This is a genomic window from Streptomyces sp. NPDC001980, from assembly GCF_040296885.1.
In the GTDB taxonomy this organism is placed as follows: Bacteria; Actinomycetota; Actinomycetes; order Streptomycetales; family Streptomycetaceae; genus Streptomyces.
This window is the reverse complement of sequence record NZ_JBEOYD010000026.1, coordinates 141,118-157,631: the sequence shown is the minus strand read 5'-3', so window position 1 is coordinate 157,631 and position 16,514 is coordinate 141,118. Positions and strand designations below refer to the sequence as shown.

15 protein-coding genes and 1 pseudogene are annotated in these 16,514 nt (G+C 71.3%); 8 read left to right on the top strand and 8 right to left on the bottom strand.

From position 1 onward, the window contains the following. Window positions 1-20 precede the first annotated feature (20 nt). Window positions 21-71 (top strand): annotated as a pseudogene (locus tag ABT137_RS51090) (hypothetical protein); the annotation flags it as partial. A gap of 25 nt (window positions 72-96) precedes the next feature. On the opposite strand, the gene ABT137_RS33100 reads toward ABT137_RS51090, so the two are convergent. The 3 genes from ABT137_RS33100 to ABT137_RS33090 all read right to left on the bottom strand — a co-directional run bounded on the left by ABT137_RS33100 (window position 97) and on the right by ABT137_RS33090 (window position 4,689). After that, window positions 97-1,803: a PHP domain-containing protein gene (locus ABT137_RS33100; RefSeq protein ID WP_351714792.1), complete on the bottom strand. Its 1,707-nt coding sequence runs from the start codon at window positions 1,801-1,803 to the stop codon at window positions 97-99. A gap of 225 nt (window positions 1,804-2,028) precedes the next feature. Next, window positions 2,029-4,215, bottom strand: coding sequence for a catalase/peroxidase HPI (katG, locus tag ABT137_RS33095; RefSeq protein WP_351714791.1), 2,187 nt, complete (start codon window positions 4,213-4,215; stop codon window positions 2,029-2,031). 36 nt (window positions 4,216-4,251) lie between these two features. Continuing rightward, window positions 4,252-4,689 carry a Fur family transcriptional regulator gene (locus ABT137_RS33090; protein ID WP_351714790.1) on the bottom strand — a complete coding sequence of 146 codons (438 nt, stop codon included), beginning with the start codon at window positions 4,687-4,689 and terminating at the stop codon, window positions 4,252-4,254. 210 nt (window positions 4,690-4,899) lie between these two features. Here ABT137_RS33090 and ABT137_RS33085 point away from each other — a divergent pair, with 210 nt between their 5' ends. The 5 genes from ABT137_RS33085 to ABT137_RS33065 all read left to right on the top strand — a co-directional run bounded on the left by ABT137_RS33085 (window position 4,900) and on the right by ABT137_RS33065 (window position 8,309). Beyond that, window positions 4,900-5,274: a sortase-dependent protein gene (locus ABT137_RS33085; RefSeq protein ID WP_351714789.1), complete on the top strand. Its 375-nt coding sequence runs from the start codon at window positions 4,900-4,902 to the stop codon at window positions 5,272-5,274. Continuing rightward, on the top strand, window positions 5,271-5,900 hold the full coding sequence (locus ABT137_RS33080) for a class F sortase (protein WP_351714788.1): 630 nt from the start codon (window positions 5,271-5,273) through the stop codon (window positions 5,898-5,900). Before ABT137_RS33085 ends, ABT137_RS33080 begins: the two co-directional genes overlap by 4 nt. 89 nt (window positions 5,901-5,989) lie before the next feature. Continuing rightward, a complete protein-coding gene (locus ABT137_RS33075; RefSeq protein WP_351714787.1) occupies window positions 5,990-6,481 on the top strand; it encodes an RNA polymerase sigma factor in 492 nt (163 codons plus the stop codon). Next, on the top strand, window positions 6,465-6,935 hold the full coding sequence (locus ABT137_RS33070; protein WP_351714786.1) for a hypothetical protein: 471 nt from the start codon (window positions 6,465-6,467) through the stop codon (window positions 6,933-6,935). The genes ABT137_RS33075 and ABT137_RS33070 overlap by 17 nt, the downstream gene beginning before the upstream one ends. A gap of 249 nt (window positions 6,936-7,184) precedes the next feature. Continuing rightward, complete coding sequence (locus tag ABT137_RS33065; RefSeq protein ID WP_351714785.1) at window positions 7,185-8,309, top strand: acyltransferase family protein; 1,125 nt, start codon at window positions 7,185-7,187, stop codon at window positions 8,307-8,309. 54 nt (window positions 8,310-8,363) lie between these two features. Here the strand turns inward: ABT137_RS33065 and ABT137_RS33060 are convergent, their stop codons facing one another. Next, window positions 8,364-10,496 carry a pectate lyase-like domain-containing protein gene (locus tag ABT137_RS33060; protein ID WP_351714784.1) on the bottom strand — a complete coding sequence of 711 codons (2,133 nt, stop codon included), beginning with the start codon at window positions 10,494-10,496 and terminating at the stop codon, window positions 8,364-8,366. A gap of 207 nt (window positions 10,497-10,703) precedes the next feature. After that, complete coding sequence (locus ABT137_RS33055) at window positions 10,704-11,405, bottom strand: SDR family oxidoreductase (RefSeq protein ID WP_351714783.1); 702 nt, start codon at window positions 11,403-11,405, stop codon at window positions 10,704-10,706. A gap of 283 nt (window positions 11,406-11,688) precedes the next feature. Here ABT137_RS33055 and ABT137_RS33050 point away from each other — a divergent pair, with 283 nt between their 5' ends. After that, complete coding sequence (locus ABT137_RS33050) at window positions 11,689-12,609, top strand: SGNH/GDSL hydrolase family protein (RefSeq protein WP_351714782.1); 921 nt, start codon at window positions 11,689-11,691, stop codon at window positions 12,607-12,609. A 167-nt stretch (window positions 12,610-12,776) separates the two neighbouring features. Then, window positions 12,777-13,268 (top strand): peptidylprolyl isomerase, encoded by a 492-nt coding sequence (locus ABT137_RS33045; RefSeq protein ID WP_351714781.1) that lies wholly within the window; start codon window positions 12,777-12,779, stop codon window positions 13,266-13,268. Window positions 13,269-13,335: 67 nt separating this feature from the next. Here ABT137_RS33045 and ABT137_RS33040 read toward each other — a convergent pair whose 3' ends face one another. From ABT137_RS33040 to ABT137_RS33030, 3 genes are all read right to left on the bottom strand, one after another. Beyond that, entirely contained in the window at window positions 13,336-14,340 is a 1,005-nt protein-coding gene (locus tag ABT137_RS33040) for an MASE1 domain-containing protein (protein WP_502984610.1), read from the bottom strand. Between the two features lie 86 nt (window positions 14,341-14,426). Then, window positions 14,427-15,254 carry a PP2C family protein-serine/threonine phosphatase gene (locus tag ABT137_RS33035; RefSeq protein WP_351714779.1) on the bottom strand — a complete coding sequence of 276 codons (828 nt, stop codon included), beginning with the start codon at window positions 15,252-15,254 and terminating at the stop codon, window positions 14,427-14,429. A gap of 149 nt (window positions 15,255-15,403) precedes the next feature. Next, window positions 15,404-16,507: a GNAT family N-acetyltransferase gene (locus tag ABT137_RS33030; RefSeq protein WP_351714778.1), complete on the bottom strand. Its 1,104-nt coding sequence runs from the start codon at window positions 16,505-16,507 to the stop codon at window positions 15,404-15,406. Window positions 16,508-16,514: the final 7 nt, after the last annotated feature.

The window sequence follows — 16,514 nt, the reverse complement described above, 5'->3', positions numbered from 1 at the left end:
ACGAAGAGAAAAATCGTGTCTTGATTACAAATTCGATTCCTTGGCATGAATATACGGTTTCATTCCTAGTTTATGCGATTTGGGATCCAACTGATGTCATGCGGGCAGGACCCACATCGGGTTGGAGTAGAACCACAGGTCCTTCCACGGGTCGGCGTCGCCGAGGACGTCGATGGCCGGGCCGGCCGGGTCCACGGCGGCACCGTTGAAGCCGACCGCGGAGCGGTTGCCGTCGGTGCCGCGCAGCCGGACGTAGACCGGCTTGTCGAGGCGGCCGAGGGAGTACGACAGCTTGACCGTGCCGGTCGCCTTGTTGACCTCGAAGGACTTCACGACCTTGGTGGCGGGCGTGGCGAAGGTGTCCTTGTCGGAGACCGCGCCGGTGACATCGCCCTGGATGACGTCGACGCGGGCCAGCGAGGGCACGAACTGGGCCCAGTTGGGGCCGTTGGCGAGGCTGATCTCGATGACCAGGTCGACCTTGCTGCCCTTGCGGACGTGCAGCACGTCGCCGAGGGTCACCGCCTGGGAGCCGGAGCGCAGCTGGGCGTCGAGGCCGCTGATCAGGCCGCCGTGGTCCACCCAGACCCGGCCGGCGCGGATGCCGTCCATGACCGACTTGTAGGAGAAGGACGAGGCGCCGACGTGGGTGCGGGAGTACTGGCCGGGCCAGAAGTCGGTGTCGGTGAGGCTGATGCCGGTGCCGTAGACCGGGTCGTTGTAGCGGCCGTTGGCGTTGAAGTCGCTGTTCGGGCCGCGCACCGCGGTGTCGGCGTAGACGTTGTGGGAGTCGGAGTTGGCGGTGATCCACCAGGGCTTGCCCTCGGCGAGCAGGCTGTCCCACAGGCCGCCGACGGTGGCGGTCATCCAGTCGAAGCCGCCCCAGGTGCGGTAGCTCTCCAGCGGGTAGCCGGCGAAGGAGTCGGCGCTCGGGCTGTTGTCGTAGATGCCGCGGGCCGAGCCGGGGCCGTTCGGCTTGGGCACGCCGCCCGCCTGGTGGCCGGGGGCACCCTCGAAGCCGACCGCGATCGACGGCTGGGCGTCGCGCCAGGCGCGGATCTCGTGCGGGGAGTCGATGCCCTTGCGCGCCGGGTGGTTGGCGAGGAACAGCGCGTCCCTGACGTTGCGGCGCTGCACCTGCTCGGCGAGGAAGTTGAGGCCGGAGATGGCCAGCGCCTCGTTGGCGGGGCTGCTCGCGGAGGCGCCCTTCACCGAGCCGTCGAAGGAGTTCTCGAACTCCTTGAGGACGGCGACCTCGTTCTTGCCGGGGTGGACGAAGACCGTGCCGTGCTCGGCGGCCGGGATGTTCCACTCCAGGCCCTGGAAGACCAGCGTGTCGTCGATCTGGTCGCGGGCAGCGACGATGTCCGGGTTGACCTTCTCGACACCGATCTTGGCGTGGGTCTCGCTGCCGTGGTCGGTGATGACCATCCAGTCCAGGCCGTGCGCGTTGGCCTGCCGGACGTGGTCGATGACCCGGTACTTGGCGTCGGAGCTGTACTGGGTGTGGATGTGGTGATCGCCGGCCAGCCACAGGTAGCCGCCGGAACGGCCGTTCTGGGAGTGGGCGGAGGAGACCGCGGCGGCGGCCTGGCCCGCACCGGCGAGGACGCTGCCCGCCGCGAGGCCGGCGCCGAGCAGGCCGGTGCGGCGCAGCATCGAACGACGGGAGAGCTGACCGGGAGTCAGCTCCGCGTCGGGGACCGACAGATCGAGGGCGGGCGGCAGCGACGAGGCGGCGTCTCCGTCCCCGTGGTGGTGATGGTGGTGGTGACCGTGGTCGTGGCTGTGACCGTGGCTCATGTTCGGAACTCCCGCGGGCGACCGGTACGGGGGGATGGCTCAGGACGTGCAGAGTCTGCGAAGGTCGCGTGAACAACGGGAGTCGAGGTCATGGTGGGGTAAAGAACGACTCATGTGCAGCGCGCTACGCACGTGTCGCGGTGGGGAGTTGACCAAGGGTCCGTAAAGACGGCAATGCCCGGGCCGGCTCACGAGGAGCCGGCCCGGGCATCGGGCCCCGGTCGGTCAGACCAGGTCGAACCGGTCCGCGTTGGCGACCTTCGCCCAGGCGGCGGCGAAGTCCTTCACGAACTTCTCCTTGGCGTCGTCGCTCGCGTAGACCTCCGCGACGGCGCGCAGCTCGGAGTTGGAGCCGAAGACCAGGTCGGCACGGGTGCCGGTCCACTTGACCGCGCCGCTGTCGTCGCGGCCCTCGAAGGTGGACTGGTCCTCGGAGGTGGACTTCCAGGTCGTGCCCATGTCGAGCAGGTTGACGAAGAAGTCGTTGGTCAGCACGCCCGGCGTCTCGGTGAGGACGCCGTGCTTCGAACCGCCCTGGTTGGCGCCGAGGACGCGCAGACCGCCGACGAGGACGGTCAGCTCGGGGGCGCTCAGGCCGAGCAGGTTGGCGCGGTCGAGGAGCAGGTACTCGGCGGGCAGGCGGTTGCCCTTGCCGAGGTAGTTGCGGAAGCCGTCCGAGGTCGGCTCCAGGGCCGCGAAGGACTCGGCGTCCGTGTGCTCGTCGGTCGCGTCGACCCGGCCCGGGGTGAAGGGCACCTCGATGTCGACGCCGGCGTCCTTGGCGGCCTTCTCCACGGCGGCGGCACCGCCGAGGACGATCAGGTCGGCCAGGGAGACCTTCTTGGCGCCGGTGTTGAAGTCCCGCTGGACGCCCTCCAGGACGCGCAGCACCTGGGCGAGCTCGTCCGGGTTGTTGACCTCCCAGCCGCGCTGCGGCTCCAGACGGATGCGGGCGCCGTTGGCGCCGCCGCGCTTGTCGCTGCCGCGGTACGTCGAGGCCGACGCCCAGGCGGTGGAGACGAGCTGCGAGACCGTCAGGCCGGAGTCGAGGAGCTTGGCCTTGAGGGCCGTGACGTCGGCGGCGTCGATGGCCTCGCCCTCGGCCTGCGGCAGCGGGTCCTGCCAGATCAGCGTCTCCGCCGGGACCTCCGGGCCGAGGTACAGGGACTTCGGCCCCATGTCACGGTGGGTCAGCTTGAACCAGGCGCGGGCGAAGGCGTCCGCGAACTGGTCGGGGTTCTCGTGGAAGCGGCGCGCGATCGGCTCGTAGATCGGGTCGAAGCGCAGCGACAGGTCGGTGGTGAGCATCGTGGGCAGACGCTTCTTCGACGGGTCGTGCGCGTCGGGGATGATCGCCTCGGCGTCCTTGGCGACCCACTGGTTGGCGCCGGCGGGGCTCTGGGTCAGCTCCCACTCGTAGCCGAAGAGGATGCCGAAGAAGTCGTTGCTCCACTGGGTGGGCTTGGTGGTCCAGGTGACCTCCAGACCACTGGTGATCGCGTCGCCGCCCTTGCCGGTGCCGTAGGTGCTCTTCCAGCCGAGGCCCTGCTGCTCGATCGGGGCGCCCTCGGGCTCGGCGCCCACGTTCTCGGCGGGGCCGGCGCCGTGGGTCTTGCCGAAGGTGTGGCCGCCGGCGATGAGGGCGACGGTCTCCTCGTCGTTCATCGCCATCCGGCGGAAGGTCTCGCGGATGTCGCGGGCCGCGGCGATCGGGTCCGGGTTGCCGTTGGGGCCCTCCGGGTTGACGTAGATGAGGCCCATCTGGACGGCGCCGAGCGGGTTCTCCAGGTCACGGTCGCCGGTGTAGCGCTGGTCGTCGAGCCAGACCTTCTCGGGACCCCAGTAGACGTCGTCCTCCGGCTCCCAGACGTCCGCGCGGCCGCCGCCGAAGCCGAAGGTCTCGAAGCCCATGGACTCCAGGGCCACGTTGCCGGTGAGGATCATCAGGTCGGCCCAGGAGATGGCCTGGCCGTACTTCTTCTTGACCGGCCACAGCAGACGGCGCGCCTTGTCCAGGTTGCCGTTGTCCGGCCAGCTGTTGAGCGGGGCGAAGCGCTGCTGGCCGGCGCCGGCGCCGCCGCGGCCGTCGGAGATGCGGTAGGTGCCCGCGCTGTGCCAGGCCATACGGATCATCAGCGGGCCGTAGTTGCCGAAGTCGGCCGGCCACCAGTCCTGGGAGGTGGTGAGCACCTCCGCGATGTCACGTTTCACGGCGGCGAGGTCGAGGTTCTGGAACGCCTCGGCGTAGTCGAAACCCTCGTCGAGCGGGTTCGCGACGGTGGGGTTCTTGGCAAGGATCTTCAGGTTGAGCCCCTCGGGCCACCACTGGCGGTTGCCGCCGCCCTGGGTGGGGTGCGGTGCGCGGTCGTGCGCGACCGGGCACTTGCCCGCGTTCTCCTGGGCCTCAGACATGGGGGAAATCCTTCCGGAAGGGGCGGATCGACGTACTCAGGAACTGCTGACGGTGGAACAGGCGGGGCACAGGCCCCAGTAGATGACCTCGGCTTCGTCAATCGCGAAGCCGTGGTCGTCCGAAGCGGTCAGACACGGGGCGTCACCGACCGCACAGTCGACGTCGGCGACGGCACCGCACGACCGGCACAGGACGTGGTGGTGGTTGTCGCCGACACGCCCCTCGAACCGGGCCGGGCTGCCGGCCGGTTCGATGCGGCGTATGAGTCGTGCCGTGGTGAGCGCGTGCAGCGCGTCGTACACGGCTTGAAGCGATATGTGGCCCACCCGCTCGCGGACGCCCGAGGCGATCGCCTCGACGTCGAGGTGGTCGCCGTGGCGGACGGTCTCCAGCAGCGCGACGCGGGCGGCCGTCACCCGCAGGCCGGCACCGCGCAGCTCATCGGCGGTCGTCGGGGGCTGGGAGGCGGTCATGGCGCCAACCTATCGCCATAAACACGAGTGATTCAAGAAAACAAACCACTCAAGTCTGGTGGCGAACCGGCCAACGTCCGGCCCCACCCGTCACCCGCCGCGCGACTTTGCTATCTCTTTACAACCCGCCCCGGCGCCGGGTCGTCTCTCCGCTCGATCCGTAACTCAGCTCGCCCCGACCACGGCGGGCCGACGAAAGAGAGCGTCCTCATGCGCCGAACTGTCCTGAGCGCCACGGCACTCGCCTGCACCGCCGTGCTGGCGGGCACCGTGCCCGCGTTCGCCGACGGCACCGCCCCGAGCCCGGTCGCCACCGTGGCGCCGTCCGCCGCGGCTTCCGCCGAGCCGTCCGCCGTCCCGTCCGAGGCCCCGTCCGCCGTGCCCTCCCGGGTCTCCACCCCCGCGCCCACGCGGGACTCGCACCAGGTCGCGGCGGTGCCGAAGGGCGCGCCCGACACCGGGGTGACGGAGCCGTCCTCGGGCTCCGGCTCCGACAGCGCGCTGATCGGCGGCGGTGTGGCGGCCGCGCTCGCCGCGGGCGCGACGGTGTTCGCCGTCCGTCGCCGCCGGGCGACCGGGGCATGACCCCGCTCTCCAGGCGCGCCTTCGTCACCGCCGCGACGGCCTCGATGCTGGCGGGCTGCGCGGGCCGGGCCCCGGACCGGACGGCCCCGGCCGCCCACCGACGGCCCGCGTCCTCGCCACCCCCGTCCATGGCCACGACCACGACCGCCGGCACGCCCACCGCACTCGGCCGCTCCACGCCGGTCCGGCTGCGCATCCCGGCGATCGAGGTCGACACCCCGCTGCTGCGCCTCGGCCTCGCCGCCGACGGCACGGTCGAGGTGCCCCCGGTCACCGCGCACGACCGGGCGGGCTGGTACCGCTACTCCCCCGCCCCGGGGCAGAACGGCCCGTCGGTGATCCTCGGCCATGTCACGGTCGGGACCTACGGGGACGGGGTGTTCCGCCGGCTCGCGGAGCTGCGCCGGGGCGAGCAGGCCGTGGCGCGCCTGGAGAACGGCAGGTCGGCCGTGTTCACCGTCGACGAGGTGCGTACGGTCGCCAAGGCCGCGTTCCCGACCCAGGACGTGTACGGGGACGTGGACCGCCCGGAGCTGCGGCTGATCACCTGCGGCGGTCCGCGCGGCGGCGACGGCTACCTCGACAACGTGATCGTCTTCGCCACGCTGACCGGCACGACACCCTGACCCGCCGGAACGGATGCGGGACCGGTGGAACGTACGCCACTGGTCCCGCATCCTCCCCGACGAGCGAGCCCCTTCGACCCTGGAGAACGTTGAAACGGTCCCGTGACACGGCGGCCTCCGAGCTGTTCGCCGCCCTGTACCCCCGCCTGGCCGGCTGGTGCCGCCGTCTGGTCGACGACGACGAGACGGCGCACGAGATCGCCTCGGAGGCCTTCACCCGGCTGTGGGCCCGGTGGACGAAGGTGGAGGAGCCGCGCGGCTTCCTCTACGTCACCGCGGCCAACCTCGTCCGGGACCACTGGCGCAAGCTGGAGCGCGAGCGCCGGGCGGTGCGCCGGGCCGGCACGGAGGCCGCGATCCGCCCGCACACCGAACCGGCGGATCCGTCGGTACGGCTGCTGGTGCAGTCGCTGCCCGAGCGGCTACGGGTGCCGATCCTGCTGCACTACTACGCTGACATGCCGATCCGGGAGGTGTCCGAGCTGACCGGGCGCAAGGAAGGAACCGTCAAGGCCGATCTGCACGCGGCCCGAGAACTGCTCCGCGGTCATCTGAGGAGAAGCCTTGACCACACGCTTTGACGACGAGCCCGAGTTCGACGGCCCCGACGATCCCCTCGCGGTCATCCTGCGGCCGCCGGCCGCGCATCTCGGTCCGCCGCCGGGCCGCTACGAGGAGATCCGGCGCGCCGCGAGCCGCCGCCGCCTGGTCCGTACGGCGGCCGGAGCCGGGGTGACCTGTGCCGTCGCCGTCTGCGTCGCCCTGTCGCTGCATGTGGCAGCACCCGCGGCGCCGGCGTCCCCACGGCTTCCCCTCGCACCGCCGGCCCACAGCCCCACCGTCCCGCACCACCCCTCGGGATCCCCGGCGCCGGCCACCCCCAGCCCGAGCCCGAGCGTGGGACCCACGCGGCGGGAGACCACCCAGGCTCCCACCCGGGCAGCGTCGACGGCCCCGTCGATGATCCCGTCGGCGGTCCGGGGCGCCCCGTCCGAGGACCGGCCCAGCGCGGTCGCCATGGCGTCCAGCCGGTAGCGGCGTCAACGCGACGGCAGTGGGGTCATTCGTCCGTGCCCCCGTGTTTCGACGCCCGGCCCGCGCCCCAAAGGCGCGGGTCAAGACGCCACTCCGGCGCGTGCGGAGCCTGGCGGGGGCCACGGCCCGGATGGCGGAGGCTGCGCGTCGGCGTTGGTGTGATGTTTCGTACGAGGCCGGAATGAAAGGCGTGGAACGGGCAACGTTCCGTTTCATGCTCCACGCGCGAACCCTCCGGCAGGTGACTCGATGACGACGGCGACCCAGGCCCCTCGTACCGCTTCGGCCGCCGCGCCACCCGCCCGTACCCTGCCGTCCGCCCCCGCCCCCGCGCTGCCTTCCCTGACCGGACTGAGATGGATGGCCGCGCTGCTGGTCTTCGGGCTGCACGTGCACAACTTCCGCTATTTCGGCGGCACCGGCGGCCGGATCGTGACCTGGGGGTTCGAGGCCGGCGCCTCGGGGGTGTCGTTCTTCTTCATCCTCTCCGGGTTCGTCCTGATGTGGTCCGCGCGGCCGGGCGACCGGGCGACGCGCTTCTGGTGGCGGCGCGTCGCCCGGGTCTACCCGGTGCACCTGGTCACCGTCGCGCTCGCGCTGGTCATGGTGTGCGCGCTGCCCCGGCAGCCGAGGCCGACCCTGCTGCAGGGCCTGGCCGACGTGTTCCTGGTGCACTCCTGGTGGCGGCCGTGGTGGCAGACGCTGGACCCGGTCAGCTGGTCGCTGGCCTGCGAGGCGTTCTTCTACGCCGCGTTCCCGCTGCTGGCGCTGGTGCTGCGCCGGCTGGGCGGGCGGGGCACCACGGTGCTGGCCGCGCTGGCCGTGCTGACGGTGCTGGCGCTCGCCTGGACGGACGCGCACCACTGGTGGGCGCAGCCGATCAGTTCCTTCCCGGCCGCCCGGCTGCCCGAGTTCGTGCTGGGCGCGGCCACCGCACGGCTGGTGCTGCTCGGCCGGTGGCGCGGCCCGGGCCTGGAGGCCTCGCTGGCCCTGGCGATCATCGGCTACTTCCTGGTCCCGCAGGTCACCGCCGAGTACGCGGCCACCGCCTGCACCATCACGGGCTTCGCGCTGCTCATCCCGGCGGCGGCCGTCGCCGATCTGCACGGCCTGCCCTCGATGTGGCGGCGCCGTTGGCTGGTCCGCCTCGGCGAGCTGTCGTTCGCGTTCTACATGGTCCATCTGCTGGTGCTGCGGGCGGGCACCCATTTGCTCGGCACCCGCCCGCGTTTCCACCTGTTCACCGGCGCCGCCGTCGCCGCCGTCGCGTTCACCGTGGCGCTGGGCCTGGCCTGGCTCCTCTACGAAGGCGTGGAACAGCCCGCGCGACGGCTGCTGCTGCGGCGGCGTCCGGCACGGCGCCGGACGGCCTAGCCAGGCCCGGCCAGGTCCGGCCAGGCCCGGCCAGGTCCGGCCAGACCTGGCCGGCTACGGGAACTGGACCACCTTGGACGGGGTCGTGCTGGTCCCCGAGGTCGGCGATCCGGTGGTGTTGACGACGTGGGCGTACTGACCCATGCCGCCCAGGGAGATCACCAGCAGGTCGTGCATCTTGATCCCCGAACCGGTCGGCACCTGGAAGCCGTTGGACTGGACGATCGTCGGATCGGCCGTGTAGTTGCAGTAGCTTCCCAGGCCCCACGCCTCGTGGGTGGTCACGGTGTCGGCGACCTTGTAGGCCGCGTAACCGACGACGCCGTCGTGGGTGATGGCGGCGGCGTTCGGGGCGTCGTACGCCTTCTCGTTCTGGAAGAAGATCGTGCGGCCGCGTTCGCCGTTCCAGTAGACGTCGTACTTGTTGAAGTGCTCGACGAACAGGCCGGTGGCGAGGACGTCGTTGCCGTTGACTCTGAGGCCGTAGTCGGCGCGGTTGGTGTCCCAGCCGACGCCGCTGCCGTGGTCGGCGCGCCAGAGCCAGGTGTGGTCGATGATCACGTTGTTGCTGTTGACCACGACCGAGTTGGTGGCGAGGCCGGGTCCGGCACCGCCGATGCGGACGAACACGTCCTGCATGGAGGTGGGGTTGGCGGAGTGGTCGGCGGTGGAGCCGGGGTCGCCGATCCGCAGCAGGGTGTCGGAGTTGACGGTGCCCGCGTCGATGAGGAAGCCCGCGAGCTTCACGCCGTCGACGTCGGCGACGTGCATGGCGTCGACGCCGTTGTCCGGGACCAGGGTGGCGAGGCCGAGGCCCAGGACCACGGTGTTGGCGCGGGTGACGTTGATGGTCTGGTCGAGGTGGTAGATGCCCGGGGTGAAGAGGAGGTTGAGACCCTGGGCGAGGGCCTGGTTGATGGTGGCGGCGGTGGCGCCGGGCTTGACGACGTAGAACTGGTCCAGCGGGATGGAGGTGCCCGCGTTGGCCGGCCAGGAGACGCCCCGGGCGTTGGTGCGCTTGGCCGGGACGAAGACCTTGTAGGCGCTGCCGTCCAGGTAGAGGAACGGCTTCTCGCGCGAGACCGGGGTGTTGTCCAGCGTGGTGTAGGAGCCGGTGGCGAAGTCGGTCGCTGGTGCGCCCTCGACTCCGGAGAAGGTCATGTTCCAGACGCCGTTGGTCCAGCCGCCGACCGAGCTGTCGCGGGTGTACCACTGCTGCTGGGAGTACGGGCCGACCGTGCCGTCGATCTTCGAGTCGGCGATGTAGCCGCCGGAGGCCCAGCCGTAGCCGTTCGGGGCGAGGTTGAGACCGCCCTTGACGTGGATACGGCGGAAGGGGGCCGCCTGAGCCACGGCCCACCGGTCGGTGCCGTTGGACGGCGTGATGGCGAAGTTCTCCGCCGAACGCCAGAAGTTCTGGGTGGCGTTGCCGTTGAACCAGCCGGCGTCGACGGTCACGTCACCGTTGATCTGGGTGTCGTCGGGGTTGAGACCGAGCCCGGAGATCGAGGTGTAGAAGCCGATCTGGGCGTTGATCCCGTTGTAGGTGCCCGGCTTCAGCAGGAACTGGTAGCGGCCGGTGCCGAACTGCGCCGACTCCTGCTGGGCGAAGACGGAGTCGAACTTCGCCTGGAGGTTCGGCGTGGACGGGTCGACGACGATCACGTTGGGGCCGAGATCGCCGCCGCCCTGGACCGGGGGCGTGCCGGTGGTGGTGCCGTAGACCTGGAACTCCCAGAGCGAGTAGCCCCACTGGGTGGCGCGGTGCACGCCCAGCATCCGGACGTAGCGGCCCTGCCCGGACACGGCGAGGGTGTCGGTGCCGCCGTCGCCGCCGGTCACGGACTGCAGGTCGGTCCAGTTGCTGCCGTCCGCGGAGATCTGGACCTTGTAGTCCTTGCCGTAGGCGGTCTCCCAGTTGAGGACCACCTGGCTGACCTGGGCGGTGGCGCCGAGGTCGACCTGGAGCCACTGGTCGTCGGTGAAGGCGGACGACCAGCGGGTGCCGGTGTTGCCGTCCACCGCGTTCCCGGCGGCGGTCCCGGCGTTCTCCTCCGAGGAGGCGGTGGCGGTCTTGCCCTGGGACAACGGCGTGTCGGCGGCCTGGGCCGCCGGCGCGTGCGCGACGGGGAGGGCCAGCAGCGCTGCCATGGCGGCGAGCGCTACGCCCAAGGATCTCAGTCTCATCAGCGGCTCCCTGAGGTGAGCAGGGGGTACCTCCAACCGACGCACCCCACTGCTTAGTTCAGGATTTGATTTAAGTGATGAGGCAACCTGGGGACAACCCTTCGGGAGCGGATTTTTCAACGACCGGCCCCGAGCCGCCGCCGAACGGGCCGCCCACCGGGAAACCGGGGCGGACGGGGGCGGTGCCGTTCGGATGCGGGCCCCTCGTCACCGACCGAGCTGCTGGTACATGTCGGCGAGGTCGCCCGACAGGGCGCCCTTGGCCCAGCGGGTGAGGTCGTCGCCGAGCACCTCCCAGGCGTCCGACTCGATGCCGTCGAGGGCGGCCGCGGCGATGTCCTCGGGCTTCGCCTTGGTGCCGTCGACGTGGGCCGCCATGTCGGTGTCGACGTAGCCCATGTGCAGGCCGGTGACGCCGATGCCACGCGGCTGGAGCACCAGGCGCAGGCTGTTGGTCTGCGACCAGAGGGCGGACTTGGAGGCGCTGTAGGCGCCGCCCTCGGCGACCCAGGACAGGACCGAGTGCACGTTCAGGATGTGGCCGCCGCCGTTGCGCTCGATGACCGGGACGAAGGCGCGGGTGAGCAGCAGCGGGCCGTAGAAGTTGGTCTCGAACTCCTGGCGGATGTCGTCCAGCGGAGAGGTCAGGAAGCGGGTCCCGGTGGCGACACCGGCGTTGTTGATCAGGACGGTGACGTCCTGCGCCTGCTCGACGGCCGCGGCCACCGAGTCGGGGTCGGTCACCTCCAGGGCCAGCGCCACGGCGTCGGGGTGGGTGACGGTGCGCGGGTCGCGGGCGGTGGCGTAGACCTTGCCGGCGCCGCGCGCGTACAGCTCTTCCACCAGCGCCTTTCCGACGCCTCGGCTGCCGCCGGTGACGAGGACGACGGAGTCTTTGATCGCGGTCATGACACTCACGCTCCAGACGTGCACAGAGATCGGAAACCGATCGGTTTCCATCGGTCGCCGCCCATCGTAAACCGATCGGTTTCCAACTTCAATCGCAGGGGGCGCCTCCCGGACGCCGGTCGGACCGGATGCCCTTACGGGCAGGGCGGGTTACTCGATCCAGTTCCTTGCGTCCGGCCTCTGGCTACGGACTCCTACCGGGCGGTATACAGACCCGACACACGCGTGCGGGCCGCCCGTCGGGACCGGTTCCGTGCGCGTCCTGGTTCCAGGGGGGATCTCCATGGCGTACGGCATCCCGTCCGACGGTTCGGCGAGACGGCACCGGCGGAAGGCCACCGTGGCGGCGGCGCTGGGCGGCTGCGCCCTGGTGGCCGCGTCCACGACACCGGCCGCGGCGCACGGCGGCGGCCACGGCTCCGGCCACGACCGCGGCACCAGTTATGTGGCGCTCGGCGACTCCTACACCTCGGGCCCGGTCATCCCGACGCAGGTCGACGCGAACTGTGCCCGCTCCGACCACAACTACCCCTCGCTGGTGGCGGCGGCCCGGCACGTGAGCGCGTTCAAGGACGTGAGCTGTTCCGGGGCGACCACCGCCGAGATGTGGAAGGCACAGGGCACCAACGGCCCCCAGCTCGACGCCGTGCAGCGCAGCACCGACCTGGTGACCGTCCAGATCGGCGGCAACGACATCGGGTTCAGCTCGATCATCGGCACCTGCGCGGCCCTCAGCTCCAAGGACCTGACGGGCAACCCCTGCCAGCAGTACTACAACGCCTCGGGCACCGACCAGCTGGTACTCGACATCGCGCAGACCGCACCCAAGGTCGACAAGGTGCTGCGGGCGATCCGCGCCCGGGCCCCGCACGCCCGGATCCTGGTGGTCGGCTACCCCGACCTGCTGCCCGACGACGGCAGCGGCTGCTACCCGACCGTGCCGTTCGCGGCGAAGGACTTCCCCTACCTCCGGGACACCGGCAAGCGGCTGAACCTCATGCTGCGCATGGTCGCCGCCTGGAACGGCGCCCGGTACGTGGACACCTACGGCCCGACCGTCGGCCACGACATGTGCAAGGCCCCCGCCGACCGCTGGATCGAGCCTCTCCAGCCGGCCTCCCCGGCCGCCCCCGCCCATCCCAACGCCAAGGGCGAGGCGGCCATGGCCGAGGCCGTACTCAACCGGCTGGAGCGGCGCCACTAGGAGAGGCGCTCCTGGGAGAGAGGGCGGTCAGCGGTCGCAGAGCCGCCGGCGCGGGTACGGCCCGCGCCGGCCTCCGGTCGGCACCGTGGCGGCCGCTGAGCGGCCACGGCAGCCCGACACCCCGGGCTGTGCGGCCCCGTAGGACGGTTCGCGATAGGTTGACCTGCATGAGCGACAACGTTTATTTCGACATCTCGATCAACAACGAGCCGGCCGGCCGGATCGTGTTCAACCTGTTCGACGACGTGGTGCCGCAGACGGCCCGCAACTTCCGTGAGCTCGCCACCGGGCAGAACGGTTTCGGGTACGCCGGTTCCGGCTTCCACCGGATCATCCCGCAGTTCATGCTCCAGGGCGGCGACTTCACCCGCGGTGACGGCACCGGCGGCAAGAGCATCTACGGCGAGAAGTTCAAGGACGAGAACTTCCAGCTCAAGCACGACCGCAAGTACCTGCTGAGCATGGCCAACGCGGGCCCGCACACCAACGGCTCGCAGTTCTTCGTCACCACCGTGCTGACGCCGTGGCTGGACGGCAAGCACGTGGTCTTCGGCGAGGTCGTCCAGGGCTCGGAGATCGTCGACCGGATCGAGGGCTTCGGCTCCCAGAGCGGCACTCCCAAGGCCAAGGTCGAGATCACGGCGAGCGGCACCGTCTGATCCCGGTCCCGGACCGGCAACTTTCGGCGGGGGACCGGGCGGCTCGCCCGGTCCCCCGCGGCGTCGGTCACCGCGCGCCGCGCTCGCGCCGCGGTTCCGCCGCCTCCGGCGGGGCGCGCCCGGCCGGGGAGTCGTGCGCGGTGAGGTGCTCCAGGGCCTCGGCCAGTTCCGTGCAGGCTTCCGCCACGGAGCGCCGGGTGTTGTGCTGCTCGGTGATGACGGCCGACAGCAGCAGTCCGGTCAGGGCCAGCGAGCCGTTGAACAGCTGCAGCTTCAGCATCACCTCGACGTGGGACAGGTGGGCGAACGCGCCGATCCCGTCCCGCGCGGCGACCGCGGCCATGACCGACGTGAACAGGGCGCACAGCACGCTCCCCGCCAGCCGGAACCGCAGTGCGGCCCAGATCAGCAGCGGATAGGCGAGGAACAACGCGCTCAGGGAGCTGCGCGTGGCCAGCGGGACCAGGACCGCGGCGACCGCCACGAGAGCCAGGCCCTCCTTCCAGCGGGCCGGCGACGGGGGCCGACGGGCTTCGAACAGCACCAGCAGGACGGGGGTGACGATCAGGACACCCATCGCGTCGCCGACCCACCACACGAGCCAGATCGGCCAGAAGTGGGTCGCGTCGAGCTTGCCGGCGAGGATCAGCGTGACCACGTCGACGGTGGAGCTGACCAGCATGGCGGCGAGCGCGCCGAGAAACACCAGGGCGAGGCCGTCCCGCAGCCGGCTCAGGTCGGTGCGGAAGCCGACCCGGCGCAGCATCACGAAGGCGCAGACCGGCCCGGCCGTGTTGCCGACGAGGATGCCCACGAGGTCGGGCCCGGGCGGGCCGATCGACAGCACGAGGACGAGGGCGCCGAGCGAGACGCCCGGCCAGCAGCCCAGGCCGAAGACCAGCAGACAGGCCAGCGCCACGCCGGTGGGCGGATAGATGGGGGTGAAGACGGCGCCCTCGACGGTGAGCCGGCACAGCAGGCCGAGCCGTCCCGCCGCGAAGTAGCAGGTGGCGACGGCCAGCGTCTGCAGGGCGAAGACGGCCGGCCGGCGCAGCTCCTGGTTACCCACCACACCAGCCATCACACACCGAGGCGGCCGTCTCGGCGAGGCGGGAGCCGCCCGCGGCCGACCCGACGGGTGCGCGCCGGTCCCGGGGGCTACGGCGTGGGGTCCAGGTCGTCGTGGCCCATGACCAGCACGGCCGCGTCGTCCTCGTGGCCCACCCGTTCCGCGCCCTTGATGACGGCGGCGGCCAGGGACTGCGCCTCCAGGCCTGCGACGGCGGCGACACCCGCGAGCCTCACCACCTGGTCGAGCCCCTCCTCGATGGGCAGCGACGGCCCCTCCACCACCCCGTCCGTGAGCAGCACGACCATGCCGCCGGTGGTGAGCCGGTACCGGGCCACCGGATACTCGATGCCGGGCTCGATGCCCAGCGGCGGTCCGCCCTCGTCCTCCCCCAGCCCGGACTTTCCGTCGGCGGTGGCCCACACGAACGGGACATGACCGGCCCGGGCGCTCTCCAGCACTCCGGTCTCCGGGTCGAGCCGCATGAAGGTGCAGGTCGCGAAGAGGTCGCTGCCGAGGGACACCAGGAGGTCGTTGGTGCGGGCGAGGAGTTCGCCCGGCTCGCCGGTCACCGAGGCGAGCGCCCGCAGGGCCGCCCGGACCTGCCCCATGAAGGCGGCCGCCTCGATGTTGTGCCCCTGGACGTCGCCTATGGCCAGGCCGATGCGGCCGTCCGGCAGCGTGAAGGCGTCGTACCAGTCGCCGCCCACGTTGAGCCCGTAGCAGGCCGGCGCGTACCGGACGGCCAGATGGAAGCGGGGGGTGTCGGGCAGGTCCCGGGGCAGCATGCCGCGCTGGAGGGCGACGGCCAGCTCGACCTGCGAACGCTGGTACTCGGCCCGCTCGCGCGCCTGGGCGGTGAGCGACCTGAGTCTGGTCAGCAGCTCGTCGTCGTCCGTTGCACGCTTGCGGCGCATGGATCACTCCGGCCGAGGTGGCATCCTTACCAGGGCAAACCCACAGGTTTTTACCTTTACAGGATCATAGTGCGAATGGACGACGAGCGGCCGGGTACCGCCGGCCGTCGTCGCCCCGGCCAGGGCCCCCGGCCGGGGCGGCGGCTGGTTCACCCTTTGCGCAGGCCGTCCCGGCGGCGGGACGCGCGGAGGGTGCCGACGGTCTTGAGCAGCCGGTCCGCCGGGTCGCGCAGCCCGGGATGGGCGAGGACGGTGTTGCGCAGCCCGCGGACCGGCCGGCGCCACAGGCGGTGCGCCGCGGCGACCGGGTGGGTGCGGGTGGCGAAGCCCTCGCCCACCCGCAGTTCGCGGGTCTTGAGCCAGTCCTTGTACTCCTTGTCGCCGCGCCCGAGGTCGACCAGGGTGACCCCGCCGCGCGCGGACGCCTCGGCGGTACGCAGATGCATCATCAACCCCGGTGAGTAGTAGTGCAGTTCGGGGTCGTAGGCGGTGAACCAGGCGGCGAGCACGGTGGCCGAGCGCGGTCCGAAGTGCGCGGCCACCGGCCGGTCGCCGGCGTAGAGCACGGACAGCACGCCGGTGAAGTGCTCCTCGCGGACATGGAAGAGGTGGTCCACGAGGTCGACGATCCAGGGGCGGGAGAAGCGGTCCATGCGTCCGGTCCGCCGGTACTGGGCGGACTTCCAGCGCATCAGGGTGCGCAGGGCCGCGGGGTCGCGCTCGTCGAACTCGAAGCGCAGGTCGCCGATGTCGCGGCCGAGGCGCCGTTCCTTCTTCAGCGTGGTCTTGGCCAGGCCGGGGTAGGTGGCGCGCAGCCACTCGGGGTAGCCGCCGTCGCCGGGCTTCACGTCGATCACCGGCGAGGCGAAGGTGCCGGTCACATGGGGGGCGAAAGGTCTCTGCTCGGCGACCAGGTGGTCGAACTCGAAGATCGACATCCCGCAGGCGCTCAGCAGCTCCTGGGCGTCCCAGGTGACTCCGGGCCGGTGCACCAGCGCCTGGCAGTCGGAGAGGCCGAGGCCGACGGCCCGGCCGACGCCGAGGGCGTTGCGCTCGTACGGGAAGAAACCGACGGGTTCGCCGCCCTCGCGCAGGACCGCCACCCGTACGCCGGCGCGGTGTCTGCCGACGCCGATCGTGAACTCCGGGCCCAGAAAAGGGTTGGCGTACTCCGGCGACTCGTCCATCGCGTGGTGCCAGGCCCGACGGAGCGACTCGGTCAGCTCGCCGGGTCTGTGGATCGTGATGTCCACCTCAGAT